We start from the raw sequence: 24,439 nt of genomic DNA on the forward strand, positions 1-24,439 counted from the left end.
CTTCATAATTTTTTTCATTTCATAGAATTAGGCATGAAATTTGGAGAATTTGTTTAGGAAAAATTCAAATAATTGATTATAATGGAGAATCAACGCATATAGGATTTTAATGAATGATTCTTTAGATAAATATAGATTGGAACTTATAGACTTTATTCAAACGAAGTACTCTTTTAGTGAGAGTTTGCAAAGTGAGATTCCTTGTTTGATGTTCCATATTTCAGATACTCCAACAGAATTTAAAAGTATTATGTATGAGCCGTGTTTATGTATCATCTTGCAAGGGGCTAAAGCTGTTGGTTTTGGCACTAAACTCTATCGGTATGATCCTTACCAGTACCTTTTGTCTTCAACGCATATTCCCTCCGATATCAGAATTTTAGAAGCATCTAAAGAGACTCCTTACCTCTCTTTAACCATTCGCTTTACACTTGAAAATATCTATGAAGTTCTTAAAAATACCAATCCCGAAAAACTCAAATTTCAAAAAAAAGCGGAACAAGGTCTCTTTTTTGATGACCTCAATGCCAAGCTGTACGAACCGATCTATCGCCTCGTTAAATTACTGGCGATGCCAAAAGAAGACATAAACTTTCTATCACCGTTTATTATTAAAGAGATTTTGTATCTTCTCGTCAATGAAAAAAGTGGTTATTTTTTAAATAAATTTGCGATGGAGGGAACAGCTTCCAATAAAATCGTCAAAGCCATTACGGAAATTACCAATACGTTTAGTGAAAAGCTCAATATGAAAGAGTTAGCCCGTCGTATTGACATGGCAGAGTCTTCTCTCTATCAAAACTTTAAAACCATTACGTCTATCTCTCCGTTGCAGTTTCAAAAAAAGCTTCGGCTTGAAGAGGCTAAACGTATGCTGACGCATCGCAATATTGATGTTTCAGAAGTAGCATTTTTAGTGGGTTATGAGAGTCCATCCCAATTTAGCCGAGAATACTCACGTATGTTTGGTGTCCCTCCAAAAGAGCATCTTAAAACAGCCAAAGAGAGAAATTTATCTTATCAATAGCCGATGATCAGGTAAATTGATTTTTTCAGAGAAATAGGCAACACTTTGAAAGAATCAGTCTACTGATAAAAATACATTTCATTTATAATGTCTCCGAGAAAGTAATTTTTTAAGGAGACAAAATGAACAAAGAAAAAGAACAATCCAGACGCAATTTTATGAAACAAAGTGCTTTTGCAGGAGCCAGTTTAGTTTTTGCAAGTGCTACAACTGCTTTTGCTGGCAATACACAAGAATCAAATCCTAAAAAACAAAGTGGAGTTTCAATGACAACGACATGGGATAAATTATTTCCAAAAAGTGATAAAGTCGATCATGAAAAAGTAACGTTTAAAAATCGTTATGGCATCACCCTCGCAGCGGATGTCTATTTACCTAAAAATCGTGCCAATCAATCATTGCCAGCCCTTGCTATCAGTGGTCCTTATGGCGCGGTTAAAGAGCAATCTTCAGGGCTTTATGCTCAAATTATGGCAGAAAAAGGCTTTGTTACCGTTGCTTTTGATCCATCATATACGGGAGAGAGTGGCGGTGAACCACGTAATGTCTCATCGCCTGATATTAACACCGAAGATTTTAGTGCTGCTGTGGATTATTTAGGGATTCAACCCTTTGTCGATAAAAACCGCATTGGCATCATCGGCATTTGTGGTTTTGGTGGCATGGGGTTAAATGCTACGGCTATGGATAAACGTGTTAAAGCCGTTGCCGTGGCGAGTATGTACGATATGTCTCGTGTGATGGCAAAAGGGTATTATGACAAGATGACGCTTGAAGAGCGTACCCATATGCTCGAAAAACTAAACCTACAACGCTGGGAAGATGCTAAAAATGGAACGCCATCTTCTGGTCCACGTCTGTTACCTGAAAAGCTAACAGGGGATGAGCCTCAAGTTGTGAAAGACTATTTTGACTACTACCGAACGCCTCGTGGATTTCATGCTCGTTCACTCAATTCCACCAGTGGTTGGAATGCAACCAATCCATTGGCGTTTATGAATATGCCACTGATGAGTTATATCAAAGAGATTTCTCCACGCCCCGTTTTGATTATCGCAGGTGAGAATGCCCACTCACGCTACTTTAGTGAAGATGCGTACAAAGCGGCCAATGAGCCTAAAGAGCTGTTGATTATTCCTAATACGGTGCATGTGGATTTATACGATAAAGTAGAGAAAATTCCTTTTGATAAAATCGAAGTCTTTTTTCAAAAGAATTTGAAATAAAAGCATGGAAAAGCAGTTATGAAACGATATTTTTTATTAGGACTAATGGGCGTGTGCTTTATGACACATGCCTTTGCACAAGAAGGAGAAAAAATGACACAGATTTCTAAAGTGGAGTCACGAGCATCGATTGTTGTGAAACAATCAGAGTATAAAAACTATTTTACAGGCGATGTTAGAGTCGACATGCTCTATCCACAAAGCGATGCAAAAACGCATGGTGGAGCCTATGTGACGTTTGAGCCAAGTGCTAGAACTCATTGGCATGTTCATCCTGCGGGGCAGCATATTATCGTGATTTCAGGTGTTGGGTACTATCAAGCATGGGGTGAGCCTGTACAGATCATCAAAGCTGGGGACGTTGTCTGGATCCCTTCAGGCGTTAAACACTGGCATGGTGCTTCTAAAGAGATTGCTATGACACATTTGGTTATTACCGGTGCCGATGAACATGGCAAAAATGTTGAGTGGTTAGAGCCTGTCAGTGATGAGCAGTATCGTCTAAAAAACTAAATTTACCACTAGGCTAGGTTTGAAAATTCCTAACCTAAACGTGTGTACACTCAACAAAACTTCTTCTGTTGTTTTATCTTCCCATAACATTTCAATACAAATGTGTAATTTTTAAATAAAAAGGCTATTTATGAAACAACCCCATACCCATGTACACAAGCACGACACAACAGCTCTTTGGGGCGCTGTGTGGGCGATGTCGTTGTGTGCTATGGTCTTAGTCGCATCGGAATTCATGCCGGTGAGCCTTCTCACACCCATTGCCACAGAACTGCATATGAGCGAAGGCTACACAGGGCAGTCTATTGCTATTTCAGGGCTTTTTGCACTCATCACAAGTTTATGGCTTACTTCATGGATAGGGCATGCAAATCGTCGTAAAGTTTTACTCTTTTTTACATTTTTGATGGGCATATCGGGCATTGTAGTCACTTTTGCTCCCAATGCAACGGTTCTTATGGTCGGCCGCGCGTTATTGGGTGCATGTATCGGTGGATTTTGGTCGATGTCAGCCGCTGTTGTGATGCGGATGGTTCCTGAAAAAGCCATCCCAAAAGCGTTAGCATTGCTCAATGGCGGTAACGCACTATCAACAACCATTGCTGCACCTTTGGGGAGTTTTTTAGGTGGATTGATAGGTTGGAGAGGGGCATTTTTTATCATTGTTCCTTTAGCGGTGATTGCTTTTGTCTGGCAATGGCGTTCTTTACCTTCATTGCCTGCAAAAAAACGCGATGATGGTAAAAAAACGTCTGTCAAACATGTTCTAAAATTGTTAAAACGTTTTGATGTGACCCTGGGTATGTTGGGAGCGATGTTCCTCTTTATGGGACAATTTGCACTCTTTACCTATCTTCGCCCCTTTTTAGAGAGTGTGACAGGAGTTGGTGTTGAAGTGTTGTCGTTAATATTATTGGCGATGGGTCTTTCAGGACTGGCTGGAACATTTGTGATGGGAACTCTTTTAAAAACACGTTTGTATAGCTTACTGATTGGCACACCTTTTTTGATGATGGTTATAGCTCTTGCACTTATCTATGTTGGCTCTTCTCTTGGTGCCGTTGTTGTGTTACTAAGCATTTGGGGCTTTTTAGGAACATCCGTACCTGTAGCATGGTGGACATGGCTGAGTCAGACACTTCCCAACGAAGCAGAAGCAGGCGGAGGGCTTATGGTGGCGATTATTCAGCTTGCTATTACGATAGGTGCTTCCATGGGCGGGCTTTTCTATGACACATTGGGCTATGAAGCAACATTTATATTTGCCAGTGCCTGTCTGGCATGTTCTATGGTTTTAGCCACAATAGGACACCGTATAAACACATCGGAAAAGCAGTTTTATAGTTGTAGAAATAGACAAAAGGAGAATACAAAGTGATATCAAAATATTTTTGGATACTTGTGGGCATCTGTATAAATATCTACGCCCAAGAAGGAAACATAACAACCATGCAGAAAGAAAAAATCTTTGAAACGATTTTGGTAAGTGTTCATCAGCAGACGTTTAAACTCAACCTCTTTGAGAACGAAACGACAAAGGCATTTATCGAAAAATTACCTTTAATATTGGAGATGAATGAACTGGGTGGCAACGAAAAATATTTTCATTTTTCAACCAATCTACCTACGCACTCCTTCAATCCAAAGATGATTCATTCGGGTAATGTGATGTTGTGGGGAAGCAATAGCTTGGTGCTTTTTTATAAAACCTTTTCAACATCTTATGCCTATACTAAAATGGGATATATTGAAGATACAACGCATCTTGAAGAAGCTCTTGGAAAAGGAAATGTGGTTGTGACATTTGAAAAGGCTCTATAACTAATTTGGTGTTACTTTTTTCATATGCGCTTTGGGTGAGAGTCCAAACATGCGCGAGTATTCTCTGCTAAATTGAGAAGTGCTTTCATAGCCAACCGAGAAAGCAACTTCTCCTACATCAATATCTTGTGTCAAAATGATATGCCGTGCCTCTTGGAGTCTAAGTGTTTTTTGAAACTGCAAAGGGCTCAGCAGGGTGACTTTTTTGAAGTTGTGGTACAGTGAAGATTCACTCATACCAAACGATTTTGCAAGTTCTTTCATATTGATGTTTTCAGAAAAATTACGTTTTATTTTAGAGATGATTTTGACAATTTGATGGGTAATACTGCCATCTTTGAGGTACTTACGTAAGAAGTCACCTCCCTCATCGGTCATGATAAGGTACAAAATCTCTTTGATAATCATAGATGACATAAATTTGAGATTGGAAGGCTCATCAAGTACACGTACCAAACGTGTCAGTGGGTCGATAAGCCTGTGTAAATCTCCATAACACAGCCCCGCTTCTGTGGAAGGATTGAGAATAGGTGTAGGGGTTTTAATCTCTTTCATGACTTCGTAGATATCTTCCATGGTAAAGGTAAGTTTGATAGCAATATAGGGCTTTTCTTTGGATGCCTCTTTAATGAGAACACGGGTTGGTACATGCACAGAGACTAAAAGGTATTTGCTTGGATCATTGAGCGTATAAATGGTTTCACCCAGTATGACTTCTTTGCCACCTTGCAGAACGATGCATACAGATGGTTCATACGCAACAGCGGCAAATTCTGTAGCCTTATCTAAGGCATGAAAATGAAGCGATGGGAGTGGTGTCTCTATCACACTGTTATCCACACGCTTTGCAAGAATTTGGCTGATAAGCTCAGCCTGATAGGTTTCAAAAAGAGTATCTGTCATGGTTATACGCTACCTTTTCATTTAATAGTACAACAAGACTTAAGGATATCGTACCAAAGATGCTGTCAGTTTTCGAACGATTGGTAGTAAAACAAGCAGCGTTGGAAACGCTATGAGCCATGATACACCCCATGAACTTATCCAGACATTTAAAAACTGGGATGTTATTCCTGCAATTTTAACCGTGCTAATAAATGAAACAAGCATGGTCATCAAAATAGAAAGCAAAAAAGGCATAACGATGCTAGCATATTTGGCTGGGAATTTGGGTATGCCAAAAATGATGGTCGATGAGGTTTTGGATGAATTCACGAAATATCCTTAATTTTAGTGTTGATAGACAACGGTTTTTAACTCTGCAACAGCAGGTTTGATACGCTGAACCACTTCGACATGTATGGGGTCATGCTCAAACACGTGAACATCTTCCATCGTATCAAAGTCAAAAAGAGCGGCTAGATCAAACACACGCTCTCCTAAAAGTAGATTGTTTCCTACTTCCATGTGTTTAATAACAGGCATTTTTCCCTCTAAGCTCATAATGTGTTGTTTGATGAGCGCCATATTTTGTTCTGAATTGTCGACCAATTTGAATACAACGATAAAACGTATCATGCATGGCTCCATTGTGCAGTTTTAATAATGCCCTGATACTCTTTTGCTTTTTGTGTAAGCTCTGCGTCACTGATTTTTAGAGCACCATAAATTTTAAAGGTCGATGTGAACGTCATTTGCGTCATCAAAGCCATTGTTTGAAGTGGTTTTAAAAGTTCACTAATCGTTGCTTGCATAAAACCCTCTGGCTGGTACGCTTCTTCAGGTGCACCAATTGTTACAGCAATTTTAAATGGTTTACCTTTGAGTTTATCGCCTGTACTTCCGTAGGCAAAGCCGTATTCTAGGACTTTATCTTGCCACTCTTTCAAAAGACTTGGTGTACTGTACCAGTAAAAAGGAAACTGAAAGATAATGCGCTCATGCTCAAGAAGAAGTGCTTGCTCTTTAGCGACATCAATCGCATCGGCATTTTTATAGGTGGCATAAATATCATGCACCGTGATATTTGGCTCGTCTTTGACTGTTTCAATGAGGGCTTTATTGAGCCTAGATTGTGCCATATTTAGATGGGTTAAGATAATAAGTGTTTTTTGCATACATAAAACTCCTGTGTGATTTAATTTTTATGGTGAAATTATAAGATGTACCGATACAAATGCCCTAGAACGATAATGCAAATTTTTTGCCTATTTCTGCAAAGTTAAAGGTTAAATAAGTGATTGTAGTGAATGAATGATAGTAAAAAAGGTGGTATGTGTAACCACCTTTTAAAAAGTTACAAGGCTTTTTTTAGAATTTCAGTGATAACTTCTTTCGTGTATACGTCGCCCATTCCAAAATAGACAGCATTTCCAGCAGCATTGTCTATAACAGCTGGCAAGGTTTTTTCTTCAATATTGAAGTCTGAAAACTTTGTGGGTGTCCCAATTTTATCGAACCATTTGGTAAGTGCTTCGATGCCTTCTTCAGCACTATCACGTCCAAAAATTGTTTTGGCAAAGCGTTTGAATTGCGCTTCATTTTGTTTGTAATACCATTTCATCCATGCAGGCATAACGATAGAAAGTCCAGCACCATGTGGAACGTTGCAAATGGCTGAGAGGGCGTGTTCTATCATATGATTTGGATAGCTTACTCCCGCTGTCCCTACATACGTAAACCCATTCAGCGCACACGTTGCTGCCCATGCAAATTCAGCTCTTGAGTTGTAATCGTTTGGATTTGCGATAAGTTTTTCAGTGGTATCCATTACAGTGGTGATGATCGCTTCAATTTGCTTGCTAATGAGTGTTGGATGTGTTGTTGCCGTAAAATAGCCCTCAATGCAGTGTGCAATGACATCCGAAGCCGAATAGACTAAATACTCTTTCGAGACAGAGCTTTGAAGTTTTGGATTGATAATCGAAACTTTAGGGTACAAAGCAGGTGCCATAATGTAGTATTTTTGGTGTGTTGCGTCATTGGTCACAACAGCACCATTGTTCATCTCGCTACCTGTTGCAGCTAAGGTAATGATGTCAAAAATAGGCAATGCTTTTGTGATAAAGCTTTTTCCTAAAAAGAAGTCCCATACATCACCATCGTATAAAGTACCCGCTGCGATAGCTTTTGAACTATCCAAAACAGAGCCTCCCCCAACCGATAAAATGGCATCAACTTTGTGCGCTTTTGCAGCATTAACCCCTTCGTAGACTTTTGAAAGCAGAGGATTGCTTACAATGCCACCAAGTTCAACATACTCAATATGGTACGCTTTTAAGCTTTGAATGACGGTATCAAACAAACCATCTTTTTTTATGCGTTCGCTTCCATACGTAAGTAGTACTTTTTTAACAGCAAAATTGGCTAAATGTTCTCCTATCTCTTTCTCGGTGTTTTCTCCAAAGACAATTTGTGTTGGATTGTGAAATACAAAATTTTCCATTGATTTTCCTTATTTTAATGTTGAAAGAATTATAGGACGAAGACATCCGAAATGGTTAGATAAATTATCTGTAAAATTTGCCTAATCCTACAAAAATAAAAAGTTACTCAAATTCACTCATATAGGTACGGTATAAGAGAGGAACCCAGCTTTGCTGGAGCTTTGGATTGTACCTGCTTTCAACGGCGGCTGATTTAAAAAAGGTTTTCCAGAGCGCTTTAAATTTTTCTTCTTCGCTGGAAAAAGTTGGGGCATCAAATGAGGCTATGGAGCGAATTTCTCGCATGTCATCATTTTTGATAAAGGCTAATGAGCGCTTAACATCGTGGATAATAAAAGGAATGTTCCCAAGTCGTTTGCAAAAATGATCCCCTAAAAAAGGCACTATGTTAAACTTCGTCTCTATCTTGGCATAGAGTGAGCCATCTTCTAGTTCTTCAAACCGTGTAAAACCGTACATTTTATGTACCAAACTCAAAAGCTCTTTTTCGAGATTTTGGATGTAAAAAAGGTTGGTATTGTTGATGTTGCGAAGCTCTTTAGGGTTTTTAAACCCAATGCGAATGTACTCTAAAAGCGCCATCTCATGTGCTCGGCTGTCACATAAAAAGATGTTGCAAAGAGTGTGCTGTTGCTCTTTGGTAAAGTGTTTTGTGATGGCTTCTAGAACTTTTTTCGCTTTTATCTCATCGGTAAAGACTTCGTAAAAGCGCTCAAACAGAAGCGTTTTTGGCATCTCTTTGACAATGGCGTGCACGCTCAATTTTTCATAATAGACTTCATGCACCAGACTCAAAAATCCTTCAAAACTGCCATCGTAGAGTAAAACCATCACAGCTCTCCTGTGTAGATGGACGTGTCGAACAACGTGGGCTGAATGATGTTCGAGCCTTGGTGAATCAGGGCTAGTTTTATTTTTTCGGTATACAAACTAGAACTTCTATGAAAATCTTTACCTGCGACAATAAAATAACGCGCTTTTTTGAGCGATATTTTAAGCTGTGCCAACTCTTCAAAGCCGAGTTGTTTAAAACGCCTCGCTTGTAAAATCTTCAAAGCCCCGCGAATACCAATGCCTGGAATGCGTACTAATTCTTCCTGCGAAGCGCGGTTAATATCAATGGGAAAAAGGTGAAGGTTTGAAAGTGCCCAAAAGGTTTTGGGATCAAACTGAATGTCAAGATTTTGGTTTTCACTTAAAATTTCATCGTAGGAAAAGCCATAAAAACGCAGCAACCAATCAGCCTGATAAAGCCTATGCTCACGAAGCAGTGGAGGCTTTGAAAGCTCAGGTACAGGCAAATGCTTGTGGTTGTTCACCGCAATATATGCGGAATAATAAACTCTTTTTAAGAGAGCTTTTTGGTAAAGCGATGAAGAGAGTTTGAGTATCTCAAAGTCACTCTCACTCGTAGCCCCGATAATCATCTGCGTACTCATCGAAATGGGCTTAGCACTTCTCTGCATTGTGATGTCACGTGCATGTTTGAGAGGGGAGAGGAGTTTTTCTTTGGTTTTATCGGGAGCAAGTAGGGCAAGGCTTTTAGAACTTGGAAGCTCGATGTTCGAGCTGACACGATGCGCCAAAAGAGTGGCTTCTTCGATGAGTTCCTTGGAAGCCCCTGGGATGAGCTTGACATGAATGTAGCCGTTAAATCGGTACTCATGGCGTAAAATGCGCAACGTTTGAAGTAGCAAGCTCATCGTATGGTCTTCGTTTTTGATGATGCCAGAACTTAGAAAAAGTCCTTCGATGTAATTGCGCTTGTAAAAGTTGATGGTCAAGTCCGCTAGTTCACGAGGTGTAAAAGCCGTACGTTGGGTGTCATTGCTCACACGGTTGATACAGTAGGCACAGTCATAGATGCAGACATTGGAAAGCAAAACTTTGAGAAGTGAAACACAGCGTCCATCACTCGTAAAACTATGACAAATACCACTGTTATGGGCACAACCAAGTTCACCCGTTTTGTAGTTGTTCTCACTGCCACTGGATGAGCAAGAGACGTCGTACTTGGCACTGCCTGCTAAGATGGAGAGTTTCTCTTCTGTTGTAAATTTCATACCAATATAGTACGTTTTTTTTAGATGAGAAGGTTAAAATATTTCAAAATGAAATGAAAAAGGAAAAGGAGAGGGCAGAGCCTATTTCTAGGCTCTAAGGTATTACTTAATAAATTCAACCGCTTCGTTAAACGGAACTCTAAGCTGAGTAGATTGTGGATTGATGCGGTAACCAAAAGGAAGAACCATCGCGACTTGGTATTTGCTCGTATCGAGTCCTAAAATGGCTTCAACTTTCTCTTTCTCAAAGCCTTCAATAGGGCATGAATCAATGCCGATAAACGCTGCTGCAGTCATCATGTTACCCGCAGCAATGTAGCTTTGTTTTGCTGTCCAAGCATAGATGTTTTTATCAGAACTTAGGGTCTCTTTGAGGTGGTTTGCATAAAGATTGATGTAAAAGTCTTTTTTCTCTTGTGGCATTTCACGTCGTCCAAAACGCTTTGCAGGAACACCACTTTCGACTTTTACTGCGTCAATCGCTGCTAAAATGATGACAAGATGAGAACTGGTCGTGATTTGTGGTTGATCCCAGCAAACGGGGCGAAGTTTTGCTCTGAGCTCATCATTGGTAATGACTAAAAATTTCCACGGTTCCATGCCAAACGAAGAAGGAGATGTATGACCTGCTTCTAAAATAAAGTGCATTTGATCTTCACTGATTTTTTTTGTTTCATCGAAAACTTTACACGCGTGGCGAAAGTTCATTGCTTTTGAAAAGTCGTTTGTCATTTTGTATCCTTTAGTTTTTTTCTTGAAAGCATTATAAAGATTTTAAACTTTATTTTCGCTTACTTTACTTTATGTAAGTAATGATGTTTTATGTTGTTTATGCTATAATCCAAATATAAAGGATTAGCTTATGTATTATATCAATGAAAAAGAGTACGACTGCTCTGTAGCCGTGACGCTGGATGTGTTTAATGACAGATGGAAGCTTGCCATTATTTGGCATTTATTGGAAAAAAATAAACGTTTTAAAGAGCTTTCTGAAGATATAAATGAAATCACCCAAAAGACGTTGACGATTAAGCTTAAAGAGCTTGAGGAGAAAAAGATTATTGCAAGAGAAGTTTTCCCTGAAATCCCTCCTAAAGTGGTTTATTCACTCACACCTATTGGAAAGGCGCTTAGACCTATTTTGGAAGCGATGTATGTATGGGGTAAAAGCTACGTCGAAGCACATGGAAAAGTCGGTGAAGAGTTAGTGTGCGAAGCATCTGTTTTAAAGGCTTTAGGCAAAAAAGAATCTTAAAAAATAGCGCTGATTTTTAGCTTAACATCCAGCATGTTATCGTTGTATTATAATCTTTAAAATTTAACAAGGAGTATATTGATGGATAACAAAAAACTATTTTTAGGAGCGATGAATTATCGTCATGCGTGCAAATTATTTGATGGCAAAAAAATTCCACACGAAGATTTAGAATTTATCTTAGAAGCAGGGCGTTTAAGTCCGAGTTCATTTGGTGTTGAACAGTGGAAATTTGTCGTTGTTCAAAACCAAGCACTCAAGGAAGAGATCGAAAAGGTTTCCTGGAATCAAAAGCAAATCTCTACATCAAGTGACCTTCTTATTATTCTCGCGCGCAAAGATGTCCGAAGTAGTGACGCATACACACAAAAACAACTCAAACGTTGGGGACTAGCGGAAGATGCGTTCAAAGGGTTATTGGGTATTTACCACGGTTGGGTGGATGGAAGAGATGACCATACCATCGAGATGTGGAGTGAAAAACAGTGTTACATCGCTGCTGGCAATATGATGACAGCCGCGGCTATTATTGGTATTGATTCATGTCCGATTGAGGGCTTTGATTTTGCTAAAGTTGACGCACTTTTAGGGGTCGATACCACCGTGTACCAAAGTGCTATCGTCATACCTTTTGGTTACCGTGCGTCAGAGCAGAGAGGCAAACACCGCTTAAGCTTGGAAGAAGTGGTTGAGTTTAAAAAATAATACGTGCCAATCCTAGAGTAAAGAGTACCAACGCGACCTCTTTGAGTGAGGGGTCGTAGAGGAGGCTAAAGAGGGCGGATAGTAAGAGAACTAACCCAAACATAAAAGGTTTTAGATAGCTTTTTAACTCTTTTTTGAGCCATTCTAATTGTGCAAGTGAGAGTTCTACTTTGAGTTCGCCATCGCTGATTTGTTGGAGTGAAGACTTGACATGGTGAATGGTGAGAGGAATGGACTTAAACTCTTTTACCAGACTTTCCAAAATACCTTCATCTGCACCCAATGCTTTAGGAATGTTCTCCTGTAAAATGGGCAAAATATCTTTAATACCATTAAAATTTTCAATGTATGTGGTTCCCAATCCCTCAATAATAGCGCTTACACGTAAGATATAGATAGCTTCTTGTGGTAATTTAAACGGTAAATCATGGGTCGAATTCAGAACATCAAAGGCTAGTTTTTGCATGTTTTCTGAGCTTAAATTATCATTGCCAAAGATATCGAACATACGCTCACTCAAAAGAGCCAATTCACCAACAGGCGCTTCATAGGCGATGGTTCCTAAGCGTTTACTAGCACTAATGTAGAGTTCATAGTTTTTTTCGTTGGCAGCTTTTAACAGCTCAATAATAGCAATACGCGTTTGATTGGGAATAGATTTGACCATACCAAAGTCGAGCAGTATCAGCTCGCCTTTAGGCGTAATAAGCAAATTGCCAGGATGGGGGTCTGCGTGAAAGTAGCCACGAAGTAGCATTTGCTCGGTGTAAAAAGAGATAAGTTTTCCAATAATGGCTTTAAAATCAATATTCTCTTTTTGTAAGCGTTCTTTATCATCAAAACGAAACCCTTCTTCGTAACTCATCACCAAGGCATCTTCACTACAATACGCTTCAAAAGGGGTTGGAAAACGAATGCCAGAATGAGCATAAGTAGCAGAGAATTTTTGCAGATTGTGAAGCTCGGTGGTCATATTGACCTCTTGAAGAATCATCTTAGAAAATTCAACAATAACTGCTTCAATGGAGTTTTTTGTGTAGTGTGAAAAAAGAGGTCTAAAAAGCGCATTAAAAAAAGAGATAATCACAATGTCCGCCCGCACTTGTTTCTCAATGTCCAGACGTCTGAGTTTAATAGCAACTTTTTGTCCACCTATGCGTGCTTCATGCACTTGACCTATGGAGGCTGAGGCGATGGGTATAAGCGTAAAATCCTCAAAAGGCATGGTAGGAAAGGCGCGAGAAAATACAATCTTTAACTCAGCGTCGAGCATCGGAGGAAGCTGATCGTGGAGCGATTTTAGTTCATCCAAATACTCCGTGCTGAAAAAATCTGCCCGTGTGGCAAGCACTTGTGCCAGTTTAATAAAACTAGCCCCAAGCCTTACTATCGTATGATTAAAGGCACGAGGACTTAGCGGTTTAAAGAAAAGCAAACGCTCCTTTTTTTTCAGCAATAAATAGACACTGAGCAAAAATGAAAAAACATCATAAACCCTTTTTGGGTTAAAAAGATGCCAATAAATTAAGAGAGTTTTGATTTAAGCTCCTCAATGTCGCTTTTAGTAGCAAGTCCTAATTCATCGACGACTTCTTTAATCATCTCTTTCATTTTGGCTTTGAGGCGTTCATCTTCATCTTTGCCTTTTTGGCTGATAGACTCAATGAAACTCTTAGCATCGCTGGTGCTTATTTTGCCTTTTTCTTCAAGTACCTTAAGTTCTTCTTCGATTTTTTCTTTTAAAACAACCATTCCGCCTAAACCAGCATGTAAAAGCTCTTTTAACATGAGATACTCCTTGTGTTTTGTCACTATTCTAACACGATTTACACAATACGCGGTAAACAAAATTAATGTATTTGTGAAAAGGTACTTAAAAAGCGTTTTCGAGCATTTTCATGCCCTATAATAGGCTTTGGATAGCCTGCAATATTATGGCTTAGCAAATAAGCTTCTTTATGCAAATAGGCATTTGGAAGATCGTTTAAAAGGGGCAGATAACGCTTGATATAACGTGCTTCCTTATCAAATTTTAACGATTGTGTATAAGGGTTGAAAATGCGAAAGTAAGGCTGTGGGTCTATGCCCGTTCCAGCGCACCATTGCCATGAAAGACTATTTGCACTCGCGTCGTAATCCAAAAGATGCTTTGCAAAAAACGCCTCTCCCTTTTGCCACGGTAGCATCAAATGTTTGGTAAAAAATGACCCCACTACCATGCGCGCTCGGTTGTGCATAAGCCCTGTTGTGAGAAGTTCCATCACAGCCGCATCAATGATCGGATACCCTGTTTGAGCTGTGATAAATCGTTCATATGCTTCAGCATCATTGGAAATGGGCGGAGAGTATTTGTAATTTTCCCATGCAAGATTGGGAAAATGGTAGAGTAAATAAGCGTAAAATTCACGAAAAACAAGTTGCCTAAAGAAGGGTTCTGTTTGATGATTTTTTGTTTTGAGCGCTGTTAAAAAACGTACCACTTCACGAATGGAAAGTGTGCCAAATCGAAGATGTACACTCAGATGCGACGTGGCATCAACGTCCAAAAAATCTCGTTTGTCTGCATAATCATCTACCTTTTGCGCAAACGCTTCCAACGCTTTTTGAGGGGTCAAAATGTTTGTAGGTAAAGACTCAAACCCCAGACTTTCAAGCTTTATCGCTAAAGGTGTTTTAACGCCATTGTCAATGTTCCAAAGTTCGTTGTAGTCGAAGTTTGAAAGGCTTTGCGTGGCTTTTATGTATTTTAATGCATGAAATTGTGTGTAAAGCTCTTTGCAAGCCCTATAATAGGGCGTAAATACAAGGTAAGGTGTGCCGTCTTTTTTCAAAACTTCATTGGGCTCAAAAAGGTAACAATCATTCAGTGCGTGAAAGTGCATGAGTTTACTTATGTTCGCATCGCGCTCTTTGGCGTAAGCATCATAATCCACACTCGCATACACTTCATCAAAGCCGAGTGTTTTAAGGTAGGTAAAAACTTCCAGAGGCGTTCCATAAAAGAGCGCAAGATCAAGTCCTAATGCTTTAAGATTAGCCTTAAGTTTTTGAACATGCTCGAAAATAAATAAGACTCTTTTGTCTTGTTTTGGTAAGCCATTTAATATATGTGTATCGAAAATAAAAATAGGCAAGACTTCACCCTCTTGGGCTAAAAGCATGGAGTCATCAACCCGTAAATCGCGTCTAAACCAAAGGACTTTTTTCATGCTTATTTGCCTACTTGTATCATCGAACGAAGTGCTAAGTCTTTAGGGTAGGGGTTTAAAAACTTCTGCCCTAAAAGATAGGTCGTATTGTACTTCTTCGCTAAAAATTCAATGGTGCTCATCACCGCAATGAGTGGAATGATCTCATCGCGGAACTCTTCGATTTGCAAATGCAGTTCTTGTTTTTCACTGCTTGTTAACTCTTTTTTGAAGAAACCTACCATGTGTTGAAGGACATTTACCGTTTTGGCGATGGTGCTTTTATGATTGAGGGTTTGTTTAAAAAGAGCGAGGTAGGCTTGTGTTATTTCCATCACACTTTTTGTCTCATGGTTGGCTACGATTTTGCCCAAAAGGCGATAGTTCGCTTCGTGTTTGCTTTGCAATAAAAATTTATACGCCGTATGAAATGCCACCAATTCACGCATAGTTTGAATGTTTTTTTCAAGCATTTGCGCATCGGCATAGGCAAAGAGTTGCATCACAAAGTTTTCCCGAAGCCACGGGTCTAAGAGCCGCGCCTCTTCTTCGATGGGGAAGTCCACGAAATGTTCTTTGCAAAGTGTGGCAAAAAGACCATCTTTTTTCCCTTCGCTCATCTCTTTCATGTAGTACTTCGTACTCCCAAGTCCACAACTCGGTGACTTTGACTTTAAGATGATGCCACAGAGTTCTTCTTTTTTGATTTTTTCCAGTTCATGTGCCATTGCTGTGTTCATAGCGTCGGTAACATCGTTTTTAGAAAAAACGGTAATGACTTTTTTGTGCTCATTTTCTAGCACGATGCGTATGGTCTCACGGGGCGTTCCAAACGCTAAATGCTCAGGACAAAAGGGAACAAATGAGGCATACTTGCCAAGCTTATCGGTGATAAATCGGTCTCTTTGACCTGTTTTATCATAACGAATTGGTTCACCCAGTAAACACGCAGATACTGCGATTTTTAGCATGCTAGTCCTTTGAAAAAAGCTATGACTATTATAGCCACTCCTTTTGATAAAAGGCTTAGTGGGGATGTGGTAGACTATGAATACAGAAAATATACAATGTTCAAAAATTTTCTTAAATGAGGGTTTATATATGAAAAATGTTTTATCACTTACTTTTGACGAAGTAAAAACTTTTTTTTTAAAGCATGAAAGTTATATCAATGTTGATTTGCCACCTTATATAAAATTTGGTAGTTTGCTTGAAAATATCTCTAATAATATTTTAAATAATCAAGACCTTGCTAGTATTCAAGTAAAGAAACCAGATTCTTTCGAGAATGTAAATTATAAGCTATTTCACAATAAAAATGGAAAATACGATTGGCGGCAATTTGAACTGATTCATCCGTTTATTTATGTGTCTCTTGTTCACAAAATTAGTGAACAGCATAATTGGGAATTAATTAAAAAAAGATTTGAAAGTATTCAAAAGAAAAGTCTTGTAGAGTGTATGAGTGTGCCTATTGTGTCAGAGTCTGAAAACTCTGACAAGGCAGAACAAATCCTTAATTGGTGGGAACAAATAGAGCAAAAATCATTAGAACTAAGCATGGATTATAGCTATGTATATCATACAGATATTACTGATTGCTATGGTTCAATTTATACCCATTCTATTCCATGGGCGTTACATTCAAAAAAAATATCAAAAGCTAAAAAACAAGATAGAACTTTTAACAGAAACTATATTGGTGGAATGATTGATTTTTACATAAGAAATATGTCAAATGGACAGACTAATGGAATTCCACAAGGTAGCGTTTTGATGGATTTTATTGCTGAAATAGTTTTATCTTATGCTGATTTATGTTTAAGTGTAAAGCTCAAAAATTTTGAAAAACAAGATTTTAAAATTTTGAGGTACAGGGATGATTATAGAATATTTGTTAATAGCCCCCAAGTTGCTGATAAAATCATAAAAACATTAACAGAAGTTCTCATTGATTTAGGTTTAAAACTAAATAGTAGCAAAACAATTTTTTCAAATAATGTTATTCAAAGCTCTATTAAACAAGATAAAATGGAATGGTTAGTCATTAATAAAAGTGCAAAAACAATACAAAAACAACTTTTGTTAATTCATCAATTTAGTCTTAAATATTCAAATTCTGGCACTATTGTTAAAGAATTACAATCCCTATCAAAAAAAATTCGTAAAAGAAAAGAAAAGATTAAAACAACTGAAAATATAGAGGTCTTAATAAGCATTGTAGTGGATATTGCACTTTTAAATCCAAGAACTTATTCTATATCTATGACAATATTAAGTATTCTCTTTGGTTTATTGGATATTAATTTAGTAGAATCAATTGTCAATAAAATAATGAATAAATTCCAGACTATTCCAAATACTGGGCATATGCAGATATGGTTACAAAGAGCAATTATTAAATTGTCACTTACTCAAAAAAATTTTGATGAATCACTATGTAAATTGATTAATAATGAGCCTATTGATTTATGGAACAATGATTGGTTACATGGAAGTCATGCACAAATTTTAAAAGTTAGAAATAACATTATTGAACAAACTATTTTAGATAGTTTGGATGCAGAAATTCAAGACGATGAAGTATTACTATTTGGAGAACAATCGTTATAAAAAAGGTAACTTAAAATGACCAACACCACACCAACATCCAACATCCTTATCTACCAAAGCGAAGATGGCAAAACAAAGATAGAAACAAGGCTTGAAAATGAGACAGTTTGGCTCACGCAAGCGCAACTGTGTGAGCTTTTTCAAAAATCAAAAGCAACGATAAGTGAGCATATAAAAAATATTTTTGAAGAGGGTGAATTGGTAGAAGAGTCAGTTGTTCGGAATTTCCGAACAACTGCACAAGATGGTAAAGGTTATAACACGAACTATTACAATCTCGATGTCATCATCTCGGTAGGCTATCGCGTGAAGTCGTTGCAAGGTACGAAGTTTCGCCAATGGGCAACGGCGAGGCTTAAAGAGTACATCGTTAAAGGCTTTACGATGAACGATGAGTTACTAAAGCTTGCAGGTGGTGGGAATTACTTTGAAGAGCTTTTAGCACGTATTCGCGATATACGAAGCAGTGAGAAGATCTTTTGGCGTAAGGTGCTAGATATCTATGCTACGAGTATAGACTATGATGCAAAGGCGGAGCAAAGCGTTCTCTTTTTTCAAACAGTGCAAAATAAAATGCACTGGGCGGTTCACGGTAATACAGCGGCGGAACTTGTCTATGAAAGGGCTGATAGCACAAAGCTACATATGGGGCTTACTCATTTCAAGGGCACTCATCCGACGAGGCAAGACATCGGTGTTGCAAAAAATTATCTTAGCGAAGATGAACTCAACCTTTTAAACCGAATGGTGACAGCGTACATCGAACTTGCAGAAATCCAAGCTATGGGTAAAACACCTATGTATATGAGCGATTGGATAGAAAGACTTGATGAATTTTTGAAAATGACAGGTAAAGATATACTCGCGCATGCGGGAAAAATCAGCCATGATAGAGCCATTCAAAAAGCATACGATGAATATGAAAAATACAAAGAACAAACCAAAAACGAACTTTCACGCGTTGAAAAAGATTTTATAGAGTATATTGATACAACAGCAAAGATGCTTAAAAAGGCTAAAAAATAATGATTAAAGATAAGTAAGGCTTTAAGCCTTACTTATCTTACTTCGGTCGTTTATCGACCACTCTCACTGCTTTTCCCTCACTTCTTTGAAGCGATTTTGGAGCGACGAGTTTGACTTCGACATTGATGTAGAGGTTATTTAAAAGGGCGTGTTGTAGCTCTTTTTTGAGGCTTCCGAGGTAACTTACATCATCGCTTATGAGGTGTTCATCAAGCTCGATGTCGATTTCGAGTTTATCGAGGTAGCCTTTTTTATCGGCGATGATTTGGTAGTTGAGCGTGATGCCTTCTTGTTTGGAAAGCACGTGTTCTATCTGCGATGGAAAGACGTTGACACCGTTGATGAGAAGCATGTCGTCACTTCGTCCGACGATGCTCTCGATGCGACCTATGGTTCTGCCACAACGACATGGAATGCGAGTGAGCGAAGTGATGTCACCCGTGCGGTAGCGAATGATCGGCAAGCCTTGTTTGGTCAGCGTTGTGATGACAAGTTCTCCTCTGGTGCCCTCAGGTAGGACTTCGCCCGTTTCAGGGTTGATGATCTCAGGGTAGAAATGGTCTTCGTGTATGTGTAGTAGGCTTGAATGTTTGCAGTTACATGCAACACCAGGACCTATGATCTCGGAGAGTCCGTAAATCTCATGGTAATCAATGCCCCAAATATGGGCTATTTCGTTTTTAAGCCCTTCACTGGTTGGCTCCGCTCCGAAAAATCCCACGCGGAGTTTGAAATCTTTTTGGATGTCATAACCCTCAGCTTTCGCCACTTCCGCCATATGAAGCGCAAAGGAAGGCGTTGCCGTAAGGACGGTTGCGCCAAAGTCTTTTAAGAGCAAAAGTTGACGAGAGGTAAAGCCCGTGGAGCTTGGAATGACGGCGATTTTCATACGCTCAGCGGCATTGTGAAAGCCAAGACCGCCCGTGAAAAGCCCATAACCGTGCGAGTTTTGCATGATGTCTTGACAGGTCACGCCGCCCATCGTAAAGGCTCTTCCCATCACTTCTGCCCAGATGTCCATGTCGTGCTCAGTGTAGCCCACAACGGTGGGCTTTCCTGTTGTTCCACTAGAGCTGTGGATGCGCACGATTTGGTCCATATCGACCGAGAACATGCCAAACGGGTAGTTGTCGCGAAGGTCGTGTTTTTTGGTAAAAGGTAGCTTGGCAATGTCTTCAAGGGTTTTAATGTCTTGCGGTAATACGCCATGCTCATCAAACTTTTTTTTGTAAAACGGAACGAGATGGTAAACCCTAAGAAGCGTCTCTTTGAGATGCTTGAGTTGCCACGCTTGAAGCTCATCTTTACAGAGGCTTTCGTTTTTACTAAATGTCATTGGTTTTCCCAACCTTTACATGTAAAAGTGTTTGGCTTGAACAATCTCAATATTTTTGGCTTGCAATGCTTTTATAGCATCGTCAAAACGCTCTTTATCGACACTGAAAATGAAAATACCCGTACTTGCCTCATAAAAACTGTATGTGTAGAGAATGTTAATACCAGCTTCTGAGAGCGCACTCACGGCTTTGTCAAAGCTTCCTACAACGTCTTCGATCTTGACACCAAAAACATCGGTAAAGCGCACACTAAAGCCTTCATCTTCTAAAATCGTTTTTGCTTTTTCAGGATTGTCCACGATGGTACGAACCAAACCAAAATCCGTTGAATCTGCAAGTAAAATAGACTTAATAGAGATGCCATTTTTGGAAAGAATATGTGTCAAAACAGAGAGTTCACCCGCCTTATTTTCTAAAAAGATCGTTAGTTGTTTAATGTTGCATTTCATTACAGACTCCTTTTATCGATGACGCGGACGGCTTTACCGACACTGCGTTCTATGGTTCTTGGCTCAACAAGTTTGATCTCTGCGTTAATGTAGAGGTTGTTGAGCAGTTCATGTTGGATTTTTTTCTTCAAGGCTTCAAGCTGTCCGATGCTATCTAACGGCATATCTTCGGTGACTTCTACCATGATCTCGAGTTTGTCGAGGTAGCCTTTTTTATCGGCGATGATTTGGTAGTTTAGGGTAATGCCTTCGATGTTGGAGAGCACATGTTCCACTTGCGATGGGAAAACATTGACGCCATTGACGATGAGCATGTCATCGACACGTCCCATAACGCTTTTCATACGCACATGGGTTCTCCCACATTTGCACGGCGTTTGGTCAAGAGAGGTGATGTCACCTGTTCGGTAGCGAATGATAGGAAAGGCTTGTTTGGTAAGGCTGGTGATGACCAACTCACCTTTTTCGCCATATGGCAACACTGCACCCGTTGCGGGGTCGATGATTTCAGGGTAGAAATGATCTTCAAAAATGTGCAAGTCTTTGCTTTCAAAGCAGTTAGAAGAAACTCCCGGTCCGATGATCTCGGAAAGCCCGTAAATCTCACAGTAGTGAATGCCCCAAACACGGGCTACTTCTTCTTTGAGTCCAAGACTGGTGGGTTCTGCTCCAAAAATGCCGCATTTGAGTTTAAAATCTTTAGCGATGTCGTAGCCCTCAGCGACCGCCGCTTCTGCCATATGAAGTGCAAAGGAAGGCGTTGATGTCAATACCGTTGCTTCAAAGTCTTTCATCAACATAAGTTGACGAGACGTAAAACCACCTGAACTTGGTACAACCGTAGCACCCACAGTTTCAGCACCATAGTGAAGCCCAAGACCGCCTGTAAAAAGACCGTAACCATAGGCATTATGAGAGGTGTCTTCGCTTGTGACACCTGCCATCGTGAACACACGAGCCATGACTTCATTCCATGTGTCAAGATCCGCCTTCGTGTAGCCCACAACGGTGGGCTTTCCTGTGGTTCCGCTACTGCTATGGATACGCACAACCGCGTCTTTTTTTACGGCAAAAAGCCCAAAAGGGTAGTTGTCGCGCAAATCTTGTTTTTTAGTAAAGGGCAATTTTACGATGTCGTCGATGGAGGTTATATCGGCAGGGGTAATGCCAAGTTCTTGAAATTTTCGTTGGTAAAAAGGCACGTTCTCATAGACACGAGCGACGGTGTCTTTAAGTCTTTGGCTTTGAAGTTCTGTGAGTTTATGTCGAGGCAGTGTCTCTTCTTTAGACCAGATCATTTTCCCGCCTTTGCGTCATTCATACCTTGATGAAGTACCGCTATATTTTTTTCGGCGACTTTAGCATTCATTTGGGTAATCGCCTCTTCAATATCTTTACATGTAAAAGGAAAATGAGGGTCAAGGATGAGTGTTGCACCCAACATATAGACATTCAGTGCATCAATAGGAAACTCTTTAGCTTTGGCTTTTGTAAATGCATCAATGCTGTGTGTTTCAAAGTCAACCTTAGGGAAGCTCTTGGGTGCATTAACGACAATAGTGCCTTTTTTAGGGCTTAGGTACTGAATGTTACGAAGCGCTTCATTGCCTTCAAGTGCGATGAGAAGATCGGCTTGCCCTTCATCAATCGCAGGAGCGAAAAAATCACCGATTTTGACATAGCACGAAACAGAACCGCCACGTTGGCTCATACCGTGATTTTCAGTGCCTAAACACTTGAAGTGTTTAATGGCAGAAGCAATACTTAAAACTTTGACCAAAAAGACTGCGCCTTGTCCGCCAATGCCTGCGATTACGATTTGATACTTCATCTTACTTCTCCTCTTTTTTGACAAAGGCGTCTGTTGGGCAAACGACATCAAGACATGCGCTACAGCCTGCGCATAAGAATGGGTCGATTTCCATTTTACCTGCATCGTTGTAGTGCATTGGAGGGCATTTGTAGTTGGTAATACACGAATCACACGCGACACATTTGTCTTCATCCACTTCAATCAAAGCGTTACCCAAACGACCAGCGGCGTTTTCTTTATCTAAGACACAAAATTCGCGTACCACAGCTACAACAGGTGCCGTTGCATTCTTGTATGCTTCTTGAAGGGATTTTATAAACCCAACGGTTTTGTTAAGGTCTTGTTCATAGATGTATTCATGGCACGCTATGCCACACCCTTCGACAATGCGTTTGATGTCGATTTGATGAGGGTTGGTACGTTCAGGTGTGGTTTGACGACCTGTCATTGCGGTAGTTGAGTTATCTAAGATGACTAAAACAAACGTATGATTTTGGTAGATGGCGTTAATGAGCGGCGCGACACCTGAGTGCATAAACGTACTATCGCCGATGGTCGCGATGACGGTTTTATCTGGATCGGAGATGCTAAAACCACTTGCCATAGAGACACTGGCTCCCATACATAAAATGGTGTCAATCGCCCCTTGGTTAAGACCAAGTGTGTAACAGCCAATGTCAGAAGTATAGATGGCTTTTTTCTTTTTAAAGACCTTGGTAATAGCATAGTGAACATCACGGTGAGGACAACCAGGGCACATATTGGGTGGGCGTTTGGGAAGTTCTTCGGCGTATTTTTCACTTTTGTACGCATGACTTGGCGCTATAACACCAGCATTGGCAAAAGCAGTTACAACTTTATCTTTTGAAAATTCATCGATTTGATGCACATGTTTGGTCAGTTTCCCATACAGTTTTGGTGAGCTTAATTGCTCTTCAATACAAGGAAAACTCTCTTCAAAAACAATGACTTTATCGTACTTTACAAAGAGTTCTTCGAGCTTTTCTTTTGGAAGTGGGTAGGGCATATCCAGTTTTAAAACATCGGCTTTTATGTCTAACTCGCTGATAGCTTCTCTGACATAACCATCACCCGTTCCACTGGTAAGGCAGAGAACATTTTCCCCTTTAAGGGCGTGGGTTTTGGGCTTAATGAGATGATCCCAGTTCCACATTTTAATGGCTTCTAGGCGTTCTATTTGTTCCAAGCCTTGTCTAAATCTTCCAGCAGGTGGAACAGCGCCCCAACGAGGGATGTTTCGTTCAAAATCACCCTTTGATGCTTCAACATACAAACCATCATCGACCTCACAAATCTCTCTTGCATGGCTGACACGCATAACAGGGCGAAGCATGACAATGGATTCAAATTGATGGGAGAGTTCAATGCCTAGTTTGACCATATCGTACGCTTCTTGAGGCGTACTTGGGTCAAGTACAGGAATGCGTGCAAATTTGGCAAAACTGCGGCTGTCTTGTTCTGTTTGCGAAGAGTAAAACCCTGGATCATCACAGGAGATGAGCAGCATAGCACCTTTAAGACCGATGTAAGAAGCGCTCATCAACGCATCGCTTGCAACATTAAGCCCTACTTGTTTCATGGTAGCACAGGTGCGTTTACCCGAAATAGCGCCTGCATAGGCTACTTCAAAACCTACTTTTTCATTGGTTGCCCATTGTGCGTAGGTTGCACGTTGAAATTTAGCGCTGTATTTTTGGAAATTTCCCAAAATTTCACTTGAAGGTGTCCCTGGGTAACCTGAAACCATATCGACCCCTGCGTGAATCAACCCAAGGGCGATGGCATCATTTCCCATCAAAATCTGTTTCATATCGTTGTGCTCCATTGCTGATAAATAGTGTAAAAGGCAAAGGCGTATGAAAAGCTCTGTAAGAACTCTTAATGGTTTAAAGGGTATTGAAACTTACTTTATAAAATACTTATCTAAGCATTCGAGTCAAAAATGTTACATCTAAAGTGAGCAATTTTGAAACTTTATTAATTTTTATAATGAATT

Annotated in this window: 26 protein-coding genes; 9 read left to right on the plus strand and 17 right to left on the minus strand. The window is 39.8% G+C overall.

Annotated elements, in window-relative coordinates; all coding sequences use genetic code 11:
• The first annotated feature begins 109 nt into the window (after nt 1-109).
• The 5 genes from V7Q04_RS05625 (at nt 110) to V7Q04_RS05645 (ending at nt 4,587) form a co-directional block, all read left to right on the plus strand.
• On the plus strand, nt 110-1,027 hold the full coding sequence (locus tag V7Q04_RS05625; RefSeq protein WP_333803949.1) for an AraC family transcriptional regulator: 918 nt from the start codon (nt 110-112) through the stop codon (nt 1,025-1,027).
• Nucleotides 1,028-1,149: 122 nt separating this feature from the next.
• Nucleotides 1,150-2,253 (plus strand): alpha/beta hydrolase, encoded by a 1,104-nt coding sequence (locus V7Q04_RS05630; protein WP_333803950.1) that lies wholly within the window; start codon nt 1,150-1,152, stop codon nt 2,251-2,253.
• A gap of 93 nt (nt 2,254-2,346) precedes the next feature.
• Nucleotides 2,347-2,766, plus strand: a complete 420-nt coding sequence (locus V7Q04_RS05635) for a (R)-mandelonitrile lyase (RefSeq protein WP_333803951.1) — start codon at nt 2,347-2,349, stop codon at nt 2,764-2,766.
• 130 nt (nt 2,767-2,896) lie between these two features.
• Nucleotides 2,897-4,144 carry an MFS transporter gene (locus V7Q04_RS05640; protein ID WP_333803952.1) on the plus strand — a complete coding sequence of 416 codons (1,248 nt, stop codon included), beginning with the start codon at nt 2,897-2,899 and terminating at the stop codon, nt 4,142-4,144.
• A gap of 71 nt (nt 4,145-4,215) precedes the next feature.
• Entirely contained in the window at nt 4,216-4,587 is a 372-nt protein-coding gene (locus tag V7Q04_RS05645; RefSeq protein ID WP_333803953.1) for a cyclophilin-like fold protein, read from the plus strand.
• Here V7Q04_RS05645 and V7Q04_RS05650 read toward each other — a convergent pair whose 3' ends face one another.
• From V7Q04_RS05650 to V7Q04_RS05685, 8 genes are all read right to left on the minus strand, one after another.
• On the minus strand, nt 4,588-5,490 hold the full coding sequence (locus V7Q04_RS05650; protein ID WP_333803954.1) for an AraC family transcriptional regulator: 903 nt from the start codon (nt 5,488-5,490) through the stop codon (nt 4,588-4,590).
• A gap of 39 nt (nt 5,491-5,529) precedes the next feature.
• Entirely contained in the window at nt 5,530-5,802 is a 273-nt protein-coding gene (locus V7Q04_RS05655; protein ID WP_333803955.1) for a DUF2798 domain-containing protein, read from the minus strand.
• A gap of 15 nt (nt 5,803-5,817) precedes the next feature.
• Entirely contained in the window at nt 5,818-6,105 is a 288-nt protein-coding gene (locus tag V7Q04_RS05660) for a Dabb family protein (protein ID WP_333803956.1), read from the minus strand.
• Nucleotides 6,102-6,644: an NAD(P)H-dependent oxidoreductase gene (locus V7Q04_RS05665; RefSeq protein WP_333803957.1), complete on the minus strand. Its 543-nt coding sequence runs from the start codon at nt 6,642-6,644 to the stop codon at nt 6,102-6,104. Before V7Q04_RS05665 ends, V7Q04_RS05660 begins: the two co-directional genes overlap by 4 nt.
• Nucleotides 6,645-6,823: 179 nt before the next feature.
• On the minus strand, nt 6,824-7,972 hold the full coding sequence (locus tag V7Q04_RS05670; RefSeq protein WP_333803958.1) for an iron-containing alcohol dehydrogenase: 1,149 nt from the start codon (nt 7,970-7,972) through the stop codon (nt 6,824-6,826).
• A gap of 103 nt (nt 7,973-8,075) precedes the next feature.
• Complete coding sequence (locus V7Q04_RS05675) at nt 8,076-8,804, minus strand: TIGR03915 family putative DNA repair protein (protein WP_333803959.1); 729 nt, start codon at nt 8,802-8,804, stop codon at nt 8,076-8,078.
• Nucleotides 8,804-10,036: a putative DNA modification/repair radical SAM protein gene (locus V7Q04_RS05680; RefSeq protein ID WP_333803960.1), complete on the minus strand. Its 1,233-nt coding sequence runs from the start codon at nt 10,034-10,036 to the stop codon at nt 8,804-8,806. Before V7Q04_RS05680 ends, V7Q04_RS05675 begins: the two co-directional genes overlap by 1 nt.
• A gap of 102 nt (nt 10,037-10,138) precedes the next feature.
• Nucleotides 10,139-10,768 (minus strand): NAD(P)H-dependent oxidoreductase, encoded by a 630-nt coding sequence (locus V7Q04_RS05685; protein WP_333803961.1) that lies wholly within the window; start codon nt 10,766-10,768, stop codon nt 10,139-10,141.
• A 130-nt stretch (nt 10,769-10,898) separates the two neighbouring features.
• Here V7Q04_RS05685 and V7Q04_RS05690 point away from each other — a divergent pair, with 130 nt between their 5' ends.
• Both V7Q04_RS05690 and V7Q04_RS05695 read left to right on the plus strand, forming a co-directional pair.
• Nucleotides 10,899-11,291, plus strand: a complete 393-nt coding sequence (locus V7Q04_RS05690; RefSeq protein WP_333803962.1) for a winged helix-turn-helix transcriptional regulator — start codon at nt 10,899-10,901, stop codon at nt 11,289-11,291.
• Nucleotides 11,292-11,372: 81 nt separating this feature from the next.
• Entirely contained in the window at nt 11,373-11,996 is a 624-nt protein-coding gene (locus V7Q04_RS05695) for an NAD(P)H-dependent oxidoreductase (protein ID WP_333803963.1), read from the plus strand.
• Here the strand turns inward: V7Q04_RS05695 and V7Q04_RS05700 are convergent.
• The 4 genes from V7Q04_RS05700 to V7Q04_RS05715 all read right to left on the minus strand — a co-directional run bounded on the left by V7Q04_RS05700 (nt 11,986) and on the right by V7Q04_RS05715 (nt 16,155).
• Nucleotides 11,986-13,521, minus strand: coding sequence for an ABC1 kinase family protein (locus V7Q04_RS05700; protein ID WP_333804422.1), 1,536 nt, complete (start codon nt 13,519-13,521; stop codon nt 11,986-11,988). The genes V7Q04_RS05695 and V7Q04_RS05700 overlap by 11 nt on opposite strands.
• Nucleotides 13,521-13,784 (minus strand): hypothetical protein, encoded by a 264-nt coding sequence (locus V7Q04_RS05705; RefSeq protein ID WP_333803964.1) that lies wholly within the window; start codon nt 13,782-13,784, stop codon nt 13,521-13,523. Before V7Q04_RS05705 ends, V7Q04_RS05700 begins: the two co-directional genes overlap by 1 nt.
• A 62-nt stretch (nt 13,785-13,846) precedes the next feature.
• Nucleotides 13,847-15,205 carry a cryptochrome/photolyase family protein gene (locus V7Q04_RS05710; protein ID WP_333803965.1) on the minus strand — a complete coding sequence of 453 codons (1,359 nt, stop codon included), beginning with the start codon at nt 15,203-15,205 and terminating at the stop codon, nt 13,847-13,849.
• A gap of 2 nt (nt 15,206-15,207) precedes the next feature.
• On the minus strand, nt 15,208-16,155 hold the full coding sequence (locus V7Q04_RS05715) for a YbgA family protein (RefSeq protein WP_333803966.1): 948 nt from the start codon (nt 16,153-16,155) through the stop codon (nt 15,208-15,210).
• Nucleotides 16,156-16,285: 130 nt separating this feature from the next.
• On the opposite strand from V7Q04_RS05715, the gene V7Q04_RS05720 reads away from it, so the two are divergent.
• Nucleotides 16,286-17,797 (plus strand): RNA-directed DNA polymerase, encoded by a 1,512-nt coding sequence (locus tag V7Q04_RS05720; protein WP_333803967.1) that lies wholly within the window; start codon nt 16,286-16,288, stop codon nt 17,795-17,797.
• 15 nt (nt 17,798-17,812) lie between these two features.
• Complete coding sequence (locus V7Q04_RS05725) at nt 17,813-18,823, plus strand: virulence RhuM family protein (RefSeq protein ID WP_333803968.1); 1,011 nt, start codon at nt 17,813-17,815, stop codon at nt 18,821-18,823.
• 37 nt (nt 18,824-18,860) lie between these two features.
• Here V7Q04_RS05725 and V7Q04_RS05730 read toward each other — a convergent pair whose 3' ends face one another.
• From V7Q04_RS05730 to V7Q04_RS05750, 5 genes are read right to left on the minus strand one after another with little or no spacing between them, the layout of a single operon-like run.
• Nucleotides 18,861-20,159, minus strand: a complete 1,299-nt coding sequence (locus V7Q04_RS05730) for a phenylacetate--CoA ligase family protein (RefSeq protein WP_333803969.1) — start codon at nt 20,157-20,159, stop codon at nt 18,861-18,863.
• 15 nt (nt 20,160-20,174) lie between these two features.
• Nucleotides 20,175-20,609, minus strand: coding sequence for an amino acid-binding protein (locus V7Q04_RS05735; RefSeq protein ID WP_333803970.1), 435 nt, complete (start codon nt 20,607-20,609; stop codon nt 20,175-20,177).
• On the minus strand, nt 20,609-21,907 hold the full coding sequence (locus V7Q04_RS05740; protein WP_333803971.1) for a phenylacetate--CoA ligase family protein: 1,299 nt from the start codon (nt 21,905-21,907) through the stop codon (nt 20,609-20,611). The genes V7Q04_RS05735 and V7Q04_RS05740 overlap by 1 nt, the downstream gene beginning before the upstream one ends.
• The gene (locus V7Q04_RS05745; RefSeq protein WP_333803972.1) at nt 21,904-22,440 is read right to left on the minus strand and encodes a 2-oxoacid:acceptor oxidoreductase family protein; all 537 of its coding nucleotides are present in this window, start codon (nt 22,438-22,440) and stop codon (nt 21,904-21,906) included. Before V7Q04_RS05745 ends, V7Q04_RS05740 begins: the two co-directional genes overlap by 4 nt.
• Before the next feature lies 1 nt (nt 22,441).
• A complete protein-coding gene (locus tag V7Q04_RS05750; RefSeq protein ID WP_333803973.1) occupies nt 22,442-24,253 on the minus strand; it encodes a thiamine pyrophosphate-dependent enzyme in 1,812 nt (603 codons plus the stop codon).
• Between the last annotated feature and the right edge of the window lie 186 nt (nt 24,254-24,439).

The organism is Sulfurospirillum sp. (genome assembly GCF_036802865.1).
GTDB lineage: Bacteria > Campylobacterota > Campylobacteria > Campylobacterales > Sulfurospirillaceae > Sulfurospirillum.

Coding starts and splice junctions, on each gene's coding strand:
- V7Q04_RS05740 (WP_333803971.1), bottom strand. CDS start 21,907: ATGATCTGGTCTAAAGAAGAGACACTGCCTCGACATAAACTCACAGAA.
- V7Q04_RS05670 (WP_333803958.1), bottom strand. CDS start 7,972: ATGGAAAATTTTGTATTTCACAATCCAACACAAATTGTCTTTGGAGAA.
- V7Q04_RS05665 (WP_333803957.1), bottom strand. CDS start 6,644: ATGCAAAAAACACTTATTATCTTAACCCATCTAAATATGGCACAATCT.
- V7Q04_RS05720 (WP_333803967.1), top strand. CDS start 16,286: ATGAAAAATGTTTTATCACTTACTTTTGACGAAGTAAAAACTTTTTTT.
- V7Q04_RS05645 (WP_333803953.1), top strand. CDS start 4,216: ATGCAGAAAGAAAAAATCTTTGAAACGATTTTGGTAAGTGTTCATCAG.
- V7Q04_RS05630 (WP_333803950.1), top strand. CDS start 1,150: ATGAACAAAGAAAAAGAACAATCCAGACGCAATTTTATGAAACAAAGT.
- V7Q04_RS05690 (WP_333803962.1), top strand. CDS start 10,899: ATGTATTATATCAATGAAAAAGAGTACGACTGCTCTGTAGCCGTGACG.
- V7Q04_RS05685 (WP_333803961.1), bottom strand. CDS start 10,768: ATGACAAACGACTTTTCAAAAGCAATGAACTTTCGCCACGCGTGTAAA.
- V7Q04_RS05725 (WP_333803968.1), top strand. CDS start 17,813: ATGACCAACACCACACCAACATCCAACATCCTTATCTACCAAAGCGAA.
- V7Q04_RS05750 (WP_333803973.1), bottom strand. CDS start 24,253: ATGAAACAGATTTTGATGGGAAATGATGCCATCGCCCTTGGGTTGATT.
- V7Q04_RS05745 (WP_333803972.1), bottom strand. CDS start 22,440: ATGAAGTATCAAATCGTAATCGCAGGCATTGGCGGACAAGGCGCAGTC.
- V7Q04_RS05735 (WP_333803970.1), bottom strand. CDS start 20,609: ATGAAATGCAACATTAAACAACTAACGATCTTTTTAGAAAATAAGGCG.
- V7Q04_RS05625 (WP_333803949.1), top strand. CDS start 110: ATGAATGATTCTTTAGATAAATATAGATTGGAACTTATAGACTTTATT.
- V7Q04_RS05650 (WP_333803954.1), bottom strand. CDS start 5,490: ATGACAGATACTCTTTTTGAAACCTATCAGGCTGAGCTTATCAGCCAA.
- V7Q04_RS05705 (WP_333803964.1), bottom strand. CDS start 13,784: ATGTTAAAAGAGCTTTTACATGCTGGTTTAGGCGGAATGGTTGTTTTA.
- V7Q04_RS05710 (WP_333803965.1), bottom strand. CDS start 15,205: ATGAAAAAAGTCCTTTGGTTTAGACGCGATTTACGGGTTGATGACTCC.
- V7Q04_RS05695 (WP_333803963.1), top strand. CDS start 11,373: ATGGATAACAAAAAACTATTTTTAGGAGCGATGAATTATCGTCATGCG.
- V7Q04_RS05635 (WP_333803951.1), top strand. CDS start 2,347: ATGACACAGATTTCTAAAGTGGAGTCACGAGCATCGATTGTTGTGAAA.
- V7Q04_RS05730 (WP_333803969.1), bottom strand. CDS start 20,159: ATGACATTTAGTAAAAACGAAAGCCTCTGTAAAGATGAGCTTCAAGCG.
- V7Q04_RS05675 (WP_333803959.1), bottom strand. CDS start 8,804: ATGGTTTTACTCTACGATGGCAGTTTTGAAGGATTTTTGAGTCTGGTG.
- V7Q04_RS05680 (WP_333803960.1), bottom strand. CDS start 10,036: ATGAAATTTACAACAGAAGAGAAACTCTCCATCTTAGCAGGCAGTGCC.
- V7Q04_RS05660 (WP_333803956.1), bottom strand. CDS start 6,105: ATGATACGTTTTATCGTTGTATTCAAATTGGTCGACAATTCAGAACAA.
- V7Q04_RS05640 (WP_333803952.1), top strand. CDS start 2,897: ATGAAACAACCCCATACCCATGTACACAAGCACGACACAACAGCTCTT.
- V7Q04_RS05715 (WP_333803966.1), bottom strand. CDS start 16,155: ATGCTAAAAATCGCAGTATCTGCGTGTTTACTGGGTGAACCAATTCGT.